This is a genomic window from Streptomyces sp. NPDC088116 (assembly GCF_044741745.1).
GTDB lineage: Bacteria > Actinomycetota > Actinomycetes > Streptomycetales > Streptomycetaceae > Streptomyces.
On the sequence record NZ_JBIUTF010000002.1, the window covers coordinates 721,969 to 737,121 of the forward strand.

Genomic DNA, 15,153 nt, shown 5'->3' on the forward strand with positions numbered 1-15,153 from the left:
TGCCTGGACCATTCTCCCACCAGGTAAAGACGAACACACGGGCCGGTTAGTTCACGGTTCGGACAGCGATCTTCCCGTTGTCGGTGCGCGCCTTCACCACGTGGGAGCTGCTGTCGGAGGTCGGTACGTCCACGTCGATCTTGCCGTTGTCGGTGCGCGTCTTCACCGCGTACGAGGTGTCTGACCTGGGCAGATCGATCTCAATACCCCCGTTGTCGCTGGTCGCGTCCACCGAATCGGGCACGGCGCTGAATCCGATGCGTACGGCCCCGTTGCCCGACTTCACGGCCAGGGCCTTGGCCGTGATCCCCTCCGCCGTGATCTTTCCGTTGTCGCTCTCCAGGTCGAGCGGCCCGCTGGAGTCCCGTACGGTCATCGCCCCGTTGTCGGCCTTCAGCCTCAACGGGGTGTCGAACCCGGTGGCGCGCACGCCCCCGTTGTCCCCGTTCACCGTCACAGCCACCCCCCGCGGCACTCTCACCTCGTGCTGGGCCACACAGTCGCTCATGACCGCACTGCACTTCACGTCGAGCGTGAGCGTGCCGTCCGTCATCTTCCAGCGGGGATGGGGCCCATTGCCCATGACCACCCACCCGTCGACCCGGCGGGTCACCTCCACCGCCTTCACATCGGCGGGCACGAGGTCGACCGCGGAATTCCCGGCGTCGATCGTCAGGGTCTTCCCGCTGAGGGGGAACGACTTCTTCTCGGCGGGCGCGTCCGAGGCGTCCGCGCCACCGCACCCACTGACGGAGAGCACGAGCAGCGCGGCCCCGCCCACGGCGAGGAGCGTACGGGTGCGGTTACGGCGTGTGGCCACGGTGATCGTCCCCCAGTTGGTCCGGCGGCCCCGCGGTGATGCGATGCCTGCCGACACGTCTCGACTGTCCTGTCCCCTCACCGTACGGAGACGGTCCGCCGGGGCCGATCCGGCCGACCACCGTCTCGGAGGTGGGGATAGCCCCCGTACCCGTCCGTAGCCTGGTCCGGTACGGGATCGGTTTACAGGCAGGGCCCGTCGGCCATGTACGCTGTTCCTTCATCCACGGGTGCGTAGCTCAGGGGTAGAGCGCTGCTCTTACAAAGCAGATGTCGGCGGTTCGAAACCGTCCGCGCCCACCAGTACGAAGGCCCCCAACCGATCATGGTTGGGGGCCTTCGACGTCCAGATCCGACATCAACGGTGGCGGTCATTCACATCGGCCGACCCCCGGGAAGCGCCTGATCCGCAGGTAGCCGCGCCCCGCTCTCAACCGAGGGCGGGGCGCGGCTGCGTTCACGGGGAGCCTCTCCCTCCACTTATTGGTCACAACTCGGTTACCGATTGTGCGCACTCGTCACATGATGCCTACACCCCTCGTTACGGTCATCGCTCACGAACCACTCAGGGGGACTCATGTCGCACAACCCGCCGTCGCAGCCGCCGCCGTGGGGTCAGCCGCCCCGGCCCGGCCCGGCACCGTACATAGCGTCCGCACCGCCGGAGAGCCGGCCGAAGTGGATGAGGAAGAGGGTCCTGCTCCCCGTCGGAGGTGCCCTGTTCTTCCTGGGCGTGATGGTCGGTGTCTCCGACGATCCGGCCCAGGCGGAGAAAGCCGCCAGCGTGAAGGCCGCACCCGCGGCGACCGTAACGGCGACGACGACCGAGACCGCCGAGCCGGAACCCGCGGCCACCGAGACCGTCACGGCCAAGCCGAAGCCGGCGCCCACGGTCACCAAGACGAAGACCGTCCGCGTCACCGTCGCGCCTGCCGTTGACGACAGTGACGGCAGTGACGACAGCGGCAGTTCGACGGGCGGCTCGTCCGGTGGCGGATCGACGTACTACGCGAACTGCTCGGCCGTCCGCGCCGCGGGCGCGGCACCGATCCGCACCGGCGATCCTGGCTACGGCAGTCACCTGGACCGCGACGGGGACGGTGTCGCCTGTGAATAAGGCTCAAACCGCGGCGAGGTGAAGCCGCATGCCGCAGCGAAGAATGACGGCACTGACCTGACGAGCGCGACGGCCCCCGAAAGGGGGGAACGACGGGGGCCGTTGCTCCTACGAAGCAGATGTCGGCGGTTCGAAAGCCTCCGTGCCCACCGGTAGTACCTAAGGGCTGTCCCGGCAAGGTTCGCCCCGTCGCCGTGCTCGTCAAAGGTGGCGCCGTGCCCGCCGGCGGGACGCCCTCGTGCGGACATCTGGCGCCTCCCGGCGGGACACGAATGAGCGCGTGATCCTCTCCGGCCGCGAGGTGCGGCCGAATACCAAGTCGGCCCCTGCCTCCTGTCCTGGCCCAGGAGGCAATTGCGAAGGCTCTTGGGCTGATCTGTGGAAGCCGATATCGTCTGGACATTGACGGGGGAATTGACGGGGGAGGGGTTCATGCCAGGTGCATCCGAGGACGATTCCACCAGCAAGGTCTGGGCATTACTCGGAGGAATCGCATCCGCGCTGGCGATTCTGGCCTGGTTGGGTGTGAGCAACGCCCAGGAGCTCAGAGAGCTGATAGCCGACCCGTCCTCGTCTGGTTCCAGCTCAACGCCGTATAAGCCTTCGGAGACCGTCGACATCCCCGACGGCACTGAGACCAGCGATGTGGGCACCGCCGATCCGGATCCGGACGACGATTTCAGCGGCGGATCGGACGAGCCCGAATCCGAGACACCGTCGCCCACTCCGGATCCCACGGAAGAGTCGTTCAAGACTGTCTCGGTCGGTGACTGCCTGGAGATCTACGACACCGGCCGCAGTGTCGACAGCCTCGACTGGAGCGCCGCCGTTCCGCCGGCCGCCGTGCCCTGCGACAGGCAGGGATCGGGCCTCGTCCAAGTCACAAGCACCACGGACGCCACCTGTCCCAACGATGCGGGGAAGGCGTCCTGGATCTACAGGTCTGCCGTTTCGGGCGAGACCGCGACACTCTGTGTCACCCGCATCTACTTCGCGTACTACTGCATACTCGGGAAGCAGGTTGGCGACAAGACCCAGCTGGGATCGATGACGGCCGTGGACTGCAAGGCGCAGCAGATTCCCGCCGCGTACAACCGGATCATCCACATCATCGGCGTCTATCAGGCCCCGTCGAATGCCGGTCCCCGCAACTGTGTTCAGGGGGCGTACGACCAGACGCAATACCTGACCTGGTTGGTGAACGACGGCAAGACACTGCTCTGCGGGACGATCTATCGGGGCGGCTGACAGCCGGCAGAGTGCGAAGACGTCGGAGTCGGGGCTTGGCCGCACAATAAGGTGCGCGCTTTCCTTCTTGACACGTTGGTCGGAAGGTTTGTTCGACCGCAGGTTGATTTCCGCAAGCCTCAAGGGCTGCCCCATTGCTGCCCCATTGCTGTGGCTGTGGCTGTGGGTGCTGGCATGATGACGTCCATGACTGCGTCTGACACGTACGCCGAAGAACCGCCTCCGCTGATGCGGAGGCGGTTCTGGGAAGGCGCGACCCACGTTCCCTAAAGAGCGGTTGTCACGTGGACTTGGTGATGATGCTCGCCGAGTGGAACACGGTCAGCGCCGGACAGTACACGTTCGACCAGCCGCTGGTGCGCCAGGCGACGGCGTCGAGGACGACCATGCCGCCCCCGTCCTGGCGCAGGCAGTTGACGCCGGCCTTGTAGTGGCCGCCGTTGCTGTGGTCGCAGCGGGCCATTGCACCGTTGTTGAAGTTGCTCTGGTAGGTGCAGCCCGTCGGCCAGGCGGTCGCCCCGGCGGGTGCCGCGGAGGCGGTGCCCCCGAAGCCGAGGGAGAAGGCGGCGAGCGCGCCGCCCATGACGAGAACCGGCCATTTCTTCACTGGAGTGGATCCTTTCGCTGTGCGGTCGTCGAGCGGAATGCCGTGTGCGGAAGCGGGGGCTTCGCGGGTCAGGTCACCTTGGTTTCGATTCCGGCGGACATGGTCCTGCTCGCGCCCTGGCAGTAGGACTTGGACCACGATCCGTTGTTCCGCCAGTCGCCGACGAAGGTCACGATGTCTCCGGTGTCCGGGTCCGTGCAGTTCGCGACGGCGCGGTAGTGGCCACCGTTCGCGCTGCTGCACTTCGCCACGGTCATCTTGGTGTCGGCGACCTGGTAGGTACATCCCGTCGGCCGTCCCGTAGCGGCCGCCGACGCCGTGGCGGACGCAGTGAACATGAGGCCGAGTATCGCGGACCCCGTAAGGGCGACTCGTACAGGCGTGTTTCTCATCAAGCCGCTGTTCCCGCGGTCGCGCAGAGTGCTTCCCATCGAGTGATACCCCCGGCTAGGTCGAATCGATTGGCTGAGCCAGCCGCATGTCTGTCCCGATGTCTGGATCCCACCCCCGTGGTGGATCCCTTACATCGCTATCGCTGCGGCGCTCACAAGAGTGCCGGGCGCTCCTCGGCCTGTCGTTGGCGGACAGTCCACGCCTCCTTAGCGCAGCGTCCCAGCCCTGACCGCGTCGCCGACGGCTCCTGTCCGGCGGAGCTCGCTCGGCGGAATGCCGTAGAGGGTGCGGAACGCGCGCGTGAAGTCGGCCGGGCGGGGGAAACCCCAGCGAGCGGCGACGGCATGGATCGGCATGGTGCGCAGAGCGGGGTCGGCCAGGTCGCGCCGGGCGTTCTTGAGCCGTTGCTCCCGGATGTACGCGCCCACACTGAGGCCATCGGCTTGGAAGAGGCGGTACAGATGGCTGCGCGAGATGTGGTGTGCTGCGGCGATCTGGTCGGGTGTCAGCTCCGGGTCTCCCAGATGCCGGCGGATGAATGCCTTGATACGCAGGACCAGGGTCCGGCTGTGGGTCTCCGGAGGCATCAGGAGATCGGCGTCCAGAACATGCGCGAAGACCGCGGTCACCAGATCGGCGACGACGGTTCCCAGCAGTGACGCTTCCTGTGGCTGATACGTGCCGGTGTCCGAGACGAACTGGGCGAGGAACTGCGACAACAGCGCGCCGACTCCCCCTCGGCCCGACACAGGCCGCCCGACCGCCTGGTCGGCCCGGCGGTCGGGCAGAGCCACCAACGCCCGGGGGATCTCGACTCCGACAATGGTGACCGGGTTGGATCCGGTGAATATCTCGTACGACCGTGACGAGCTGTTGATGTGGATGTCGCTGTTCCGGTAGGTGGCCTCCTGCTTGTCCCAGGTCGCGCCGGCTTCACCTTGCAGGAGCAGGGAGAGGTGGTACATCTCGGGATCGGACTGGCGAACGAGCTTCGGTGTCCGGCGGAAGACCAGGGAATCGAAGGTCGCCGGCCACACCACCACATCGCCGAGCTCGATCAGGCGCTGGTGAGCGTGGTAGTCCGCCGCACGGTCACTGGACAGATCCAGGGGAGCGTGTGTCCGGCCCACGCGCTGTGTCCACGCCTCGAAGCGGTCCTCCGTAGGCAGATCCATGGTGCGGAATACCGACTCGTGCAACATCTCGGCAGTCAATCACAGCGAACGTACCGGCCTGGCCGAGAATTCGAGGACAGCGATCGTGTGCCTGATGGCCTGTGGAGGGGAGTCGCACCGACCCAGTGGTGATAAGGATGAGCCTGCCTACCGGTCGGCCCAGCGGTCCGGATCGGTCTCCAGTGCCGCCCGGTCCCATCCGGCCGCGTTCGCGGCTGCCACGTAGGTGCTGTGCAGGAAGCCGGCGACTGTGCGGTCCGGATCCTCGGCGGTGCGTACCGCCTCGTACGGCAGCAGGAACTGTCCGTTCTGCCGGCTGTAGAAGGCATCCGACGGGCTGACCGGGCTGTCGGCGAACCCGGCCGGCTCGGGGTAGGCGTACGAGTAGAAGGCCCCTTCGTCCCCGCCGCCCGGCCAGAACCCGCAACTGCTCAACTCGTGCGAGTAGCCCTCCACCATGACCCAGTCACCGCAGTTCGGCGCACCCCCGGGATGTCTGGGGGCACGGCGCCCGGAGAACCGGGTGCACGCCAGGTCCATGGCCCCCCAGAAGAAGTGCACCGGGCTTACCTTGCCGACGAATTGTGCGCGAAATTCCCCCAGCACACGCTCTGCCTGGAGGAGTTGGCGCCAGAACAGGTGCGCCGCACGCGGGTCGTAGGTGTGGTGCTGGTAGTCCAACGAGAACGGGACCGCCGGCTCGACCTCGTTCGGATGGTCCTGGATGGTTGTGGGTACGCCCAGCTCCTCCAGCGTTTGGCCGACACGGCCGTGGAAGTCGGCCACCGGCATGGACTCCAGGGCGATGCTGCCGGCACCGCCGTCACTGGTGCGCAGACGCAGCAGGTGGTCGACGAAGTCGAACTCGATGTCGAAGACTCCGGCACCGTTGGGAACGGCGGAGGTGGTCAGCCCCCGGGGACTGACGTAAAAGGTCACCTGCCACCAGTGGTTGAGCAAGGGGGCGTGTGCCAGCCGGACCTTGCCCACGATCTGGACCCACATATGCAGCGTTTCGCGGGTCTCGGTCCAATCGTCGACGCGCAACCGCGGCCACGCCGCCCCGGCCCGGGAGGTTTCCGTCGTTGACATGATGGTGGCCCTCCGCTCGACAGCGCGGTCGCTGGCCCAGCTGGGCTGACCCGGTAAACCGTCGGACGAACGTGGATTGTGAGTCGAATCCCCGTCTTGTCCACCTTGCGCAGCGTTCTGCTCCCCCGCAACTTCGACATCGCCGGAAGCCCGCGGTGCCCATGAACTCCGCTGTCCCGGAGTGCCCACCCAAGGTCCAACCTCCGGACTGTCCTCGGCCGCCATGATGCCGCTGGGGCCGTGCTGGGCGGGGAGCGGATGCCCTTACCGTGTCAGCCGGCGGTGAGCGTGTGCAGGAACTCGGCGCCGGCCTCGACGTCGTGGTTGAGGATCACGGAATGGCGCGGAAGGGCGGCGAGCCGGTCGGCGACGGTGGCACGGACATCGGTTCGTCCGCCGCCGTCGATGCTGTGGGCCAGGCCGAAGATGTCGGGGTAGCGGTCCTCGGTCTTTCCGCCCATGGAGTCACGTTCACTGAGCGTGCGGCCTCCGTCGATGACGCCTGATACTGCGCTGGGCGTGATCTCTGGGAACAACAGGTTGGCGGCCTCGCCACCGGTCGCCAGCCGCACGCCGAACCAGCCCGGGAACTGGTCGGGGAAGACCCGCACCTATATGTTGCCCACGGATGCTTTCGCGCGCGAGCCGGGCGGCAGCGAGTGCCACCGGTTCGGCCCGGCAGCCGACGATGATCAGCCGGCCGGTGGACGGGTTGGAGCGGTAGGCCAGTTCCTCGTCGGGCGGTAGGGCGATCATCTCCTCGCCATCACGAGCCACACGGGTGGCGGCCTTGGCGAACTTGCCGCGGCTTCTTCCTGGATAGTCGACGTATGGCATCACAGCCCGGACTTACCGATCTCCGCCGTGCCAAGTTCGCTCGGCGCCTGCCCGCAGCGCTCTCCGAGCTTGTCGGCCCCGAGCACGGCACGGTGAGTCTGCCGCTCCACCTTGCGTGGTCGGGGCTGACCACGTTCGACCTTGACCGGCCCCGCCTGCGGATGAGCTATTACCGCATCGTGCTGGCCGAGGGCCAGCACGATGACCTGGTCCAGTACCTCGATCACGACCTGCTCCTTGGCCTGTGGCCTACGCTGCGCACACTGGTCAGCCGCGATGTCCGTGAGGTCTGGGAGAGTGCCTTCGGCGAGCTCGCTCACAGCGTCCAGGCCGCTGCGTGAACCTCACCGACCTGCACCGCCGCCTGCTCGCCGACGTACTTGCTGTGGGCGGTGCTTACCCTCTGGCGCTCACCGGTGGCTACGCGGTCCAGGCACACGGACTGGTCGACCGGCTCAGCCAGGACCTTGATGTCGCGACCGAAAACCCAGAACGGATGGAGACATCGCTACTGCCGTGCGTAGCGGCCTGGAGCAACGCGGTTGGCGCGTAAGAGCTCTGGAGACAGACCCGCTGTCCGCGCGTCTGATCGTCACCGATCCGGTCAGCCGTATGGAGTGCGAGGTCGATATCCTCAAAGAAGCACTCTGGCGACCACCCGTACACACCGAGCACGGCTTGGCGCTGTCCCTCGAAGATGTCGTCGGCACCAAGGTTCGCGCGCTGGCCGACCGCGGCCTCGCCAGGGACCTGATCGACGTACAGGCCGCTTCGGCCCGCTGGAGCCCCGTCGAACTCGAAGAACTCGGTCGGCGCCATGCCCGCGACTCCTTCGACCTCAGCGAGCCTCAGGCGCGGCTGGGCGGAGCCGACTGGATCGACGACACGGAATTCGCCGCATATGGACTCGACGAGCATGCAATCACCGAGCTACGGCAGTGGGCACAGACATGGGCCGACGACATCGGGGAGCGGCTTCAGGAGCTGGAGACTCCGTACGAAGACTGACGACTTCACGCATGTCGCCCGCTCTGCAAGTGTCACGGGCTGCCCCGTTCTTGGATCGTCGCGGGCCAGATGCCAGATGCGAAGGTCGGTCCGCGAGAGCGTCGGCCAGGAGAACCTGGCCGACGCGCCCATTTATCACGGGCTGCTGTTCCCCGTCGAACCGACGAGGCGTGGACCCGGCCCCGGCAGTCGGACCGGCCCCGGATCACACCCTTCCGGTCAGACCAGGTCGACGCCCGGCCGGCCGTTCTCCACCCGCAGTCGTGCCAGTGTCCGGGCCGCCGACGTGGGGCTGGTCACGGTGTCCACGATCCGTACCTGGGCGTCGATGCCTCCGCGATCGATGTCGAAGAGGTGGTAGCCGCGGTGGGCGTCGATGATCTTCCAGTGCGGGTTGTCCGGGACGAGCGGGTCGAACTGGGCGTGGAAGGCGGCCTGGTCCTGGTCGCCGTTGGAGCTGATCGACGTGCCGACGAACTCCGCCCCGATCACCTGTGACGAGGGGTTCGCGAAGTCGCGCTTCAGGTCGCTGATCATCGTCAGGTGGCGGTCGCCGGACAGGATTACGGGGTTACGGACGGCGGCCAGTTCCTTGAGCAGCGCGTTGCGTTCCACCTGGTAGCCGTCCCAGGCGTCGTAGAACCACAACTTCCCGGGGCCCGCGAGCATGTCGGTCTCGGCCATCATGATCTGGGAGCCGATCAGGTTCCACCGGGCGGGCGAACGGCGCAGGCCGTCCAGCAGCCACGCCTTCTGGTCGGCGCCCAGCATCGTCAACGCCGGGTCCTGCGCGCCCTGTTGAGTGGTCGCCTGGTCGCTGCGGAACTGCCGGGTGTCCAGGATCTGGAGCCGGGCCAGACGGCCGAAGTCGAGACGGCGGTACATCCTGATGTGCGGCCCGTTCGGTACGGCGGTGGCCCGTACCGGCATGTTCTCGTAGAACGCCTGGTACGCGGCGGTCAGTCGGGCCACGAATGCGTCGTGCGGCTGCTTGTCCGGGTCCTGCGGGATCTCGCCCGCCCAGTCGTTGTCCACTTCGTGGTCGTCGAAGGTGACGATCCAGGGCGCTGAGGCGCGCATCCGCATCAGGTCGGGGTCGGTGTGGTACTGGGCGTAGCGGTTGCGGTACTGGACGAGCGAGACCGGCTCACCCTTGCCCTCGTGACGCCGTACGCCCGTGGACGCCGGAACGCTCTCGTAGATGTAGTCCCCGACGAACAGCACGGCGTCCGGGTCCTGTTCGGCCATGTCGGCGTAGGGGGTGAAGTACCCGTGCTGCCAGTTCTGGCAGGAGGCCAGTGCCAGCCGCAGTCGCCCCGTCGAGCTCGGCGAGGGAGCGGTGCGGGTGCGGCCGAGCGGGGAGATCTGGCCCTCGACGCGGAAGCGGTACCAGTAGTCGCGGTGCGCGTGCAGTCCTCGTACGTCCACGTGAACGCTGTGTCCGAGCGCGGGCGTTGCCTGGGCGGTACCCCGCCTCACGATGCTCCGGAAGCCCTTGTCCTTGGCCACCTGCCACTCGACGTCGACCGTACGGTCCGGCATGCCGCCGCCGTTCAGCGGATCCGGTGCGAGCCGGGTCCACAGCACCACGCCGTCGGGCAGCGGATCACCCGAGGCGACGCCGAGGGCGAACACGCCGTCGGGCAGTGGATCGGCGGCGGCGCGGGCGGTACCGGTCACGACGAACTGGCTGACGGCGGCGGCGCCGAGAGCGCCGGCTCCGGTGGCAAGGAAGCGTCGTCTGCCAGAGTGGGGCGAGGAGGTAGTGCGTCCAGACATGGGCGTTCCCTCTCATCAAGTGAGTGTCGGGGCACTGCGAACAGAACGAGACCATGCCAGGTGTTGAGGGTCGATTCTCTGAACAATAAGAATCATGTACATGAAAAGAGCACATCGTTGCCTTTTTTGCAGGCCCCGTTGTGAGGTCAACGGCCTGGCGTTTCGGCATGGCTTCCCCCTGCCATCCAGGAGGAGCTGACGACTTGGCGGATGTGGTGTCACCGGGCCTGGAACAACGTTTGACCGCTGATCAGGGGCCTGTTCAGCCGTCTGGCCGGGTGCGACACACGGTGGCCGAAGGGAGTGGCGTCCGCGTTACGTGAATGCGCGCGTACGGTGCGGATCGGCGAAGCCGGGATCAAACCAGCCCTGGATACAGGTCTGTTCAAGTCTGTGTCCACCGCGGGTACCCCGGCGCCGACGGGGTGCCACGGCGGCCTTGGGCGGCTTGGCGCGGTCACGCCGGCCTCGGTGGGCCGTGTACGGGTAAGGTCCGGGCGCGCTCGCGCAGCGGATGCCGACGGTGTGAAACCGCCCCCCTGTCAAGGACAACCAGCAGGCGAAAGGCCGTATTCGGCCCCGATCGGCACCCGCTGCACGGCCGTTTTGTGAGCAGGGCCGGATGGAATTCACGTCACCACCGGGCAGTGTTCGGCTCACCGTTCGAGGAGGCTGGGCGGTCGCGTGACGCCGTGGACCGCTGTCCATGGGCGAGGTGGGCGCGGCTGCCCAGATGTGGCCGAGACGCGCCTGTCGTGATTCTGCGGGTACTCCCGCTCGGGAGCCGGTGCGCAGCTCCGAAAGCCTGTCCCTGCTGTCGCTGCTGCCCTTGCTGTCCCTGTACGAGGAACTCCCGCCCGGGGCTTCACACTTCGGACAGTCGTTTCCTTCTTTCTCCCGCGGTACAGGACACAAGCTGTCCGCTACCTGCGCCAAGGTGGCGTACGAGTCGTTCGGCAGGGATGGCTCCTGGTCACGGCAGCCGCCGGGGTTGGACGGCCGGCAGCGCATTCGTCACATCGAGGCAAGGAGCGGGTCTTGTCCGTCACGACCACCACTCACCTGAACCTCCGGGGCACCGCACATGAGGCGCTGGACTTCTACCAGCCCGTCGGCCTGCGCAGCCGCCCGCCGCACGGGCGAGCGGCGGCCTGAGAACGCCATGACTGTCCTTGATGCCCGCGCCCTCAACCGCGCCACCCTCGCCCGCCAGCACCTGCTCGCGCGCAGCGACACATCCGCGCCCGAGGCAGTGGCCCACCTGTGCGGCCTACAGGCGCAGGAGCCTCAGGAACCCTTCACCGGGCTGTGGTCCCGCCTGTCCGGCTTCCGGCCCGCGCAGCTGGACGACGCGCTGACCGGCCGTACGGTGGTGCGCACCCACCTGATGCGCCGCACCGTCCACCTCGTCACCGCCGACGACGCGCTCGCCTGGCGAGCCCGCCACGACACCATGCTGCGCCGGCGAGTGCTGGGAACCTACCGGCGCGAACTGGCAGGCATCGACCTGGACGAGGTCGCCGCCGCCGGCCGCGCGGTCATGGCCGACCAGCGGCCCCGCACCATGAGCGAACTCGTACAAGCCCTCGAAGACCGCTGGCCCGGCCCACCGCGCCGTGCCCTGGGTGAATTGCTCGTCGCGGCCCTCATCCCCATGGCCCAACTCCCGCCCCGTGGCCTGTGGCACCGGAGTGCCGGCGTACGCAACCTGCCGATGGCCACCTGGCTGGAACGGGACATCGACCCCCTGCCCACCGATGACAGCGATCCCGTCGGGGAGCAGCTGCTGCGCCGCTACCTCGCCGCCTACGGACCCGCCGCAGGCGCGGACCTACGCGCCTGGTGCGGCCTCGCCGGACTTCCCGACGCCGTCAAAACCGCCCGAGCCCGAGAGGAATTCGTCGTCTTCCGCGACGAACGCGGCCGTGAACTGCTCGACCTGCCCGACGCACCCCGCCCCCACCCGGACACCCCGGCCCCCGTCCGGTTCCTCCCGGCCTTCGACAACGTCATCCTCGGCTACCACGACCGCAGCCGCATCATCGACGCACCTCACCTCGGTCTCTCCGTCGCGGGCCACCGCACCGTCCTCGTCGACGGGCGCGTCACCGCCACCTGGACCGTGCGCGACCGCCAACTCCACATCAACTCCCTGCGCCCCCTCACCGCCCCGGAACAGGAAGCTGTCCACACCGAAGCCCAGGATCTGGCGGCCTTCCTGGACGCGGACATCGAGCACATCCGACTCGACACCGACAACTGATGATCACGCGCTCCGGGTCCTGACGTGACGGGACCATTCGCGAGGTCGGTTGCTGCGGGACGCCCCGGCCGGCGCGGGCGGGGGACGGTGGCCGGCCGGGGCGGTGGGCCGGATGCTGTTCACGGCCGGGCCGTACGTTCCGCTTCGCGCAGCCGGGTGCCGACGGTGCAGGTGGAGGGTGCGGCGGTGGTGGCCGTGGCGCACGCGGTGCATTCCTCGGCGTGCTCCAGGACCGCGATGTACGCCGCCGAGTGCTCCCGTCCTTCGCACCGTTCGCGGCCGGTGTGCAGCAGTTCGGCAACCGCCGCCAGCGGGCAGAGCCGGTTGATCCGCTCGATGGGGACGGCCCAGTAGGGGGCCACGGGGGTGGGTTTCGTACGGTCCACTCTGGGGATGCCGAGCCATCCGCCCCGGCCACGGACGGCGGCGCACGGGGACATCCAGATTTCGCAGGTCCCGGGTGACACGAGGGCGTAGTGCCACTGACCCGGGTGGCACACCACAGGACCGTCGAGGGCCTCGGCCAGGGCTGTGGCCACCTCGTCCGGGACGGTGCTCTGGACGGCGGCGTGCACCAGTTCCATGGGCATGCGGACGGCGTCGTAGATGATGCCGGTCCGGAGGATCGCCGGGCGTCCGTCGCGCCAGTCCTGTTCGGCGATTTCGGGATGGCGGGTGGTGGACGTCAGCCAGCGGGAGATGGCCGTATCGGTATCGGGGGCGGTGTACGTCATGGTCGGCTCCATGCATTCGGGGCAAGTGAGTGCCATGGTGAGCGCACGGAAAGGCCCCGGTTATCACGACATGGTGATAGCCGGGGCCAAGGCTTTGCGGTGCGTCAGGCTCCGAGCCAGGAGCCGAATGAGAGGAAAGAATCAGGGAGTTGACGCTTGGCTGCTTCGAGGCCCGAGTACGTCTCGCGTACGGTCTGGTGGTAACGCGCTTGCTGTGGCGCTGCCTTACGCGCCGACAGCAGATTCTTGAAGGCGCCGTCGATATCGCCGGTCCACATCTGCGCGCGCGCCAGCTCGGCATGATGGTGGCTGCGGCGTGAGGCCGGCCAGTCCTTCGGCAGGGAGATCCCTTGCCCGGTTCGTGCGGCATCCTCGTATTGGTCCAGCTCGGCGGCCACCGAGACCCTGTGTACGGACACATTGGTCGGTCCGAACGACAGCCAGTGGACATCGGCCGCCTCGCCGGTGCCCCGGGCGATCTCCTCCGCCCGGTCGAGATGGCCGTCAGCGCGGGCCTTGTCCTGCGCGCGGCCCGCCATGACCGCCGCGCCCAGGTGAAGCTGCCCGGTCACAACGTCGCGTTCACGGCCGGCATCGGCCTGCTCCAGCGTCGACAATCCGAGGGCCACCAGGCGCTCACCGGTGCGGTACTGGCCCTCACGGAGATAGATCAACGCCCGCATGTACCGGTACATGCCGCCGACCACCGCGTCCGAGCCGCGCTGCGCGGCCCAGTCCATTCGCGAGAGCGCCGTCCCCGCGAGGTCTGCGTATCCGAGTTTCGAGGCGACGTCGTACGCCGTGCGGTAGGTGCTGGCCAGCAGCAGCCAGCCCTCCCTGGAGTCGGCCGTATGCGCGGCTGTCGTCGCTTCCTGAATCAGGCCGGCCACCTGGCCGGCCGCCCGCTTGATCTCACCCGCGCGGACGATGACGAGAAGTTCCTCGGCGTCATCGGTGAGGAGCTGGTGGGGCCTTGGCCGGATCTCAGGGTCGACGCCGAGGTCGTACACGTCGAGAGCTTCGCGGATGGGCCTGATCAGCACGTCCAGCTCATCAGCTCGCAGCTCGGTGGCGTAAGGCTGGCCGGTGATGCTGGCGACATCGACGCGCAGGGCGCGGGCGATGCTGGCGATGACGTGCGGAGTGGCAGGCAGAACGCCCTGCTCGGTCTTGGTGAGCGCGCTGTACGAAACCTGGGACAGGTCGGACAGTGCCCGCTGAGTGAGGTGGCGCTCCAGACGCAGCCGTTTGATGCGACTGCCGGTGTGGTCATGGGGCAGAGCGTGCATACTGAACTCCGTTCTGACGTAGACAATCAGAACGGTACGCCCGGACGACTCCGAGCGGCATCGCCTCGTCCCCCGATCACCCGGGGGACGAGGCGTTTCTCATGCCGGGCCGTTTAGTCTCAGGCCAGGGAATGAGTGCAGGAGGTGCGGAAGGCGCTGGGGGGTATAGCAGCACGAGCAGTGCGTGCGGAACCTCGAAGACCGTCTGTACCGGTGGGGCACGACGCTCAGTTCCCTTGCGCGTTGAACTTGACGGTCTTCTCGGAGAGTTCGGTGAGGCTGTCGACCCGCATGGTCGGCAGCCGCTGCGCATCGTCGGTGCCCCATTGGATGGTGGCCCACGGGCCACGGCGGATCAGCGCGGTGGCCATGCCCGCCGTGAGGGCGGGGCGGATGTCGTTGTCGATTCGGTCGCCGACGTAGAGGATCTCACTCGGAGCGAAGGGCACGGCCTCGGCGACCCGGACGAAGAACTCAGGGTCCGGCTTCGACGCACCCCAGTCGTCCGAGGTGCCGATGAGGTCGACGTCGTTGGCGAACAGTTCGCGCAAGATCCCGCCGGCACGGACGGTCTGGTTGCCCGCGATGCCGAGCCACAGCCCATCGGCGCGCAGTTGGGCGAGGGCCGGCCGGACATCGCGGTACAGGTCGGTCTCATCGAAGTGCTCAGGTTGACCGGCGTCCGCCCGTGCCTGGCGCTGACCGTTGGATGTGGTGTGGCCGGAGGGGGCCGCGCGGCGGGCCTGAGGTCGGCCCTGGCTACCGTGAGCGGCTGCCCTGGTGGGCACGCGG

The 15,153-nt window shown here is 67.7% G+C and carries 14 protein-coding genes, 1 tRNA gene and 1 pseudogene; 6 read left to right on the plus strand and 10 right to left on the minus strand.

All coding sequences use genetic code 11. The annotated features are described in order from the left end of the window. Positions 1-46 precede the first annotated feature (46 nt). Entirely contained in the window at positions 47-820 is a 774-nt protein-coding gene (locus tag ACIOJD_RS09460) for a DUF4097 family beta strand repeat-containing protein (RefSeq protein ID WP_401910258.1), read from the minus strand. Positions 821-1,047: 227 nt separating this feature from the next. Here ACIOJD_RS09460 and ACIOJD_RS09465 point away from each other — a divergent pair. The 3 genes from ACIOJD_RS09465 to ACIOJD_RS09475 all read left to right on the plus strand — a co-directional run bounded on the left by ACIOJD_RS09465 (position 1,048) and on the right by ACIOJD_RS09475 (position 3,184). After that, positions 1,048-1,122 (plus strand) — tRNA-Val (locus ACIOJD_RS09465). A 379-nt stretch (positions 1,123-1,501) separates the two neighbouring features. Then, the gene (locus ACIOJD_RS09470) at positions 1,502-1,936 is read left to right on the plus strand and encodes an excalibur calcium-binding domain-containing protein (RefSeq protein WP_401910261.1); all 435 of its coding nucleotides are present in this window, start codon (positions 1,502-1,504) and stop codon (positions 1,934-1,936) included. 378 nt (positions 1,937-2,314) lie between these two features. Beyond that, positions 2,315-3,184: a hypothetical protein gene (locus ACIOJD_RS09475; RefSeq protein ID WP_401910264.1), complete on the plus strand. Its 870-nt coding sequence runs from the start codon at positions 2,315-2,317 to the stop codon at positions 3,182-3,184. A 280-nt stretch (positions 3,185-3,464) separates the two neighbouring features. On the opposite strand, the gene ACIOJD_RS09480 is transcribed toward ACIOJD_RS09475, so the two are convergent. From ACIOJD_RS09480 to ACIOJD_RS09500, 5 genes are all read right to left on the minus strand, one after another. Continuing rightward, positions 3,465-3,791 (minus strand): hypothetical protein, encoded by a 327-nt coding sequence (locus ACIOJD_RS09480; protein WP_401880362.1) that lies wholly within the window; start codon positions 3,789-3,791, stop codon positions 3,465-3,467. Between the two features lie 68 nt (positions 3,792-3,859). After that, positions 3,860-4,129: a hypothetical protein gene (locus ACIOJD_RS09485; protein ID WP_401880364.1), complete on the minus strand. Its 270-nt coding sequence runs from the start codon at positions 4,127-4,129 to the stop codon at positions 3,860-3,862. Between the two features lie 261 nt (positions 4,130-4,390). After that, positions 4,391-5,386 carry a helix-turn-helix domain-containing protein gene (locus ACIOJD_RS09490; RefSeq protein ID WP_401911676.1) on the minus strand — a complete coding sequence of 332 codons (996 nt, stop codon included), beginning with the start codon at positions 5,384-5,386 and terminating at the stop codon, positions 4,391-4,393. Positions 5,387-5,506: 120 nt separating this feature from the next. Continuing rightward, positions 5,507-6,451, minus strand: coding sequence for a DUF5996 family protein (locus tag ACIOJD_RS09495; RefSeq protein WP_401910267.1), 945 nt, complete (start codon positions 6,449-6,451; stop codon positions 5,507-5,509). A gap of 272 nt (positions 6,452-6,723) precedes the next feature. After that, positions 6,724-7,062, minus strand: coding sequence for a hypothetical protein (locus ACIOJD_RS09500; RefSeq protein ID WP_401910270.1), 339 nt, complete (start codon positions 7,060-7,062; stop codon positions 6,724-6,726). A 219-nt stretch (positions 7,063-7,281) separates the two neighbouring features. Between ACIOJD_RS09500 and ACIOJD_RS09505 the strand changes: the two genes are divergently transcribed. Next, on the plus strand, positions 7,282-7,629 hold the full coding sequence (locus tag ACIOJD_RS09505) for a transcriptional regulator (protein ID WP_401910272.1): 348 nt from the start codon (positions 7,282-7,284) through the stop codon (positions 7,627-7,629). Beyond that, positions 7,626-8,296 (plus strand): annotated as a pseudogene (locus ACIOJD_RS09510) (nucleotidyl transferase AbiEii/AbiGii toxin family protein). Before ACIOJD_RS09505 ends, ACIOJD_RS09510 begins: the two are co-directional and overlap by 4 nt. A 219-nt stretch (positions 8,297-8,515) precedes the next feature. Here ACIOJD_RS09510 and ACIOJD_RS09515 read toward each other — a convergent pair. Then, a complete protein-coding gene (locus ACIOJD_RS09515; RefSeq protein WP_401910275.1) occupies positions 8,516-10,075 on the minus strand; it encodes an alkaline phosphatase D family protein in 1,560 nt (519 codons plus the stop codon). Positions 10,076-11,237: 1,162 nt separating this feature from the next. On the opposite strand from ACIOJD_RS09515, the gene ACIOJD_RS09520 reads away from it, so the two are divergent. Next, positions 11,238-12,338, plus strand: a complete 1,101-nt coding sequence (locus ACIOJD_RS09520) for a winged helix DNA-binding domain-containing protein (RefSeq protein WP_401910278.1) — start codon at positions 11,238-11,240, stop codon at positions 12,336-12,338. 119 nt (positions 12,339-12,457) lie between these two features. Here ACIOJD_RS09520 and ACIOJD_RS09525 read toward each other — a convergent pair whose 3' ends face one another. The 3 genes from ACIOJD_RS09525 to ACIOJD_RS09535 form a co-directional block, all read right to left on the minus strand. Beyond that, positions 12,458-13,072, minus strand: coding sequence for a hypothetical protein (locus tag ACIOJD_RS09525; protein ID WP_401910281.1), 615 nt, complete (start codon positions 13,070-13,072; stop codon positions 12,458-12,460). 104 nt (positions 13,073-13,176) lie between these two features. Continuing rightward, positions 13,177-14,361, minus strand: coding sequence for a helix-turn-helix domain-containing protein (locus ACIOJD_RS09530; protein ID WP_401910283.1), 1,185 nt, complete (start codon positions 14,359-14,361; stop codon positions 13,177-13,179). 227 nt (positions 14,362-14,588) lie between these two features. Next, positions 14,589-15,149, minus strand: coding sequence for an HAD family hydrolase (locus ACIOJD_RS09535; RefSeq protein ID WP_401910285.1), 561 nt, complete (start codon positions 15,147-15,149; stop codon positions 14,589-14,591). Between the last annotated feature and the right edge of the window lie 4 nt (positions 15,150-15,153).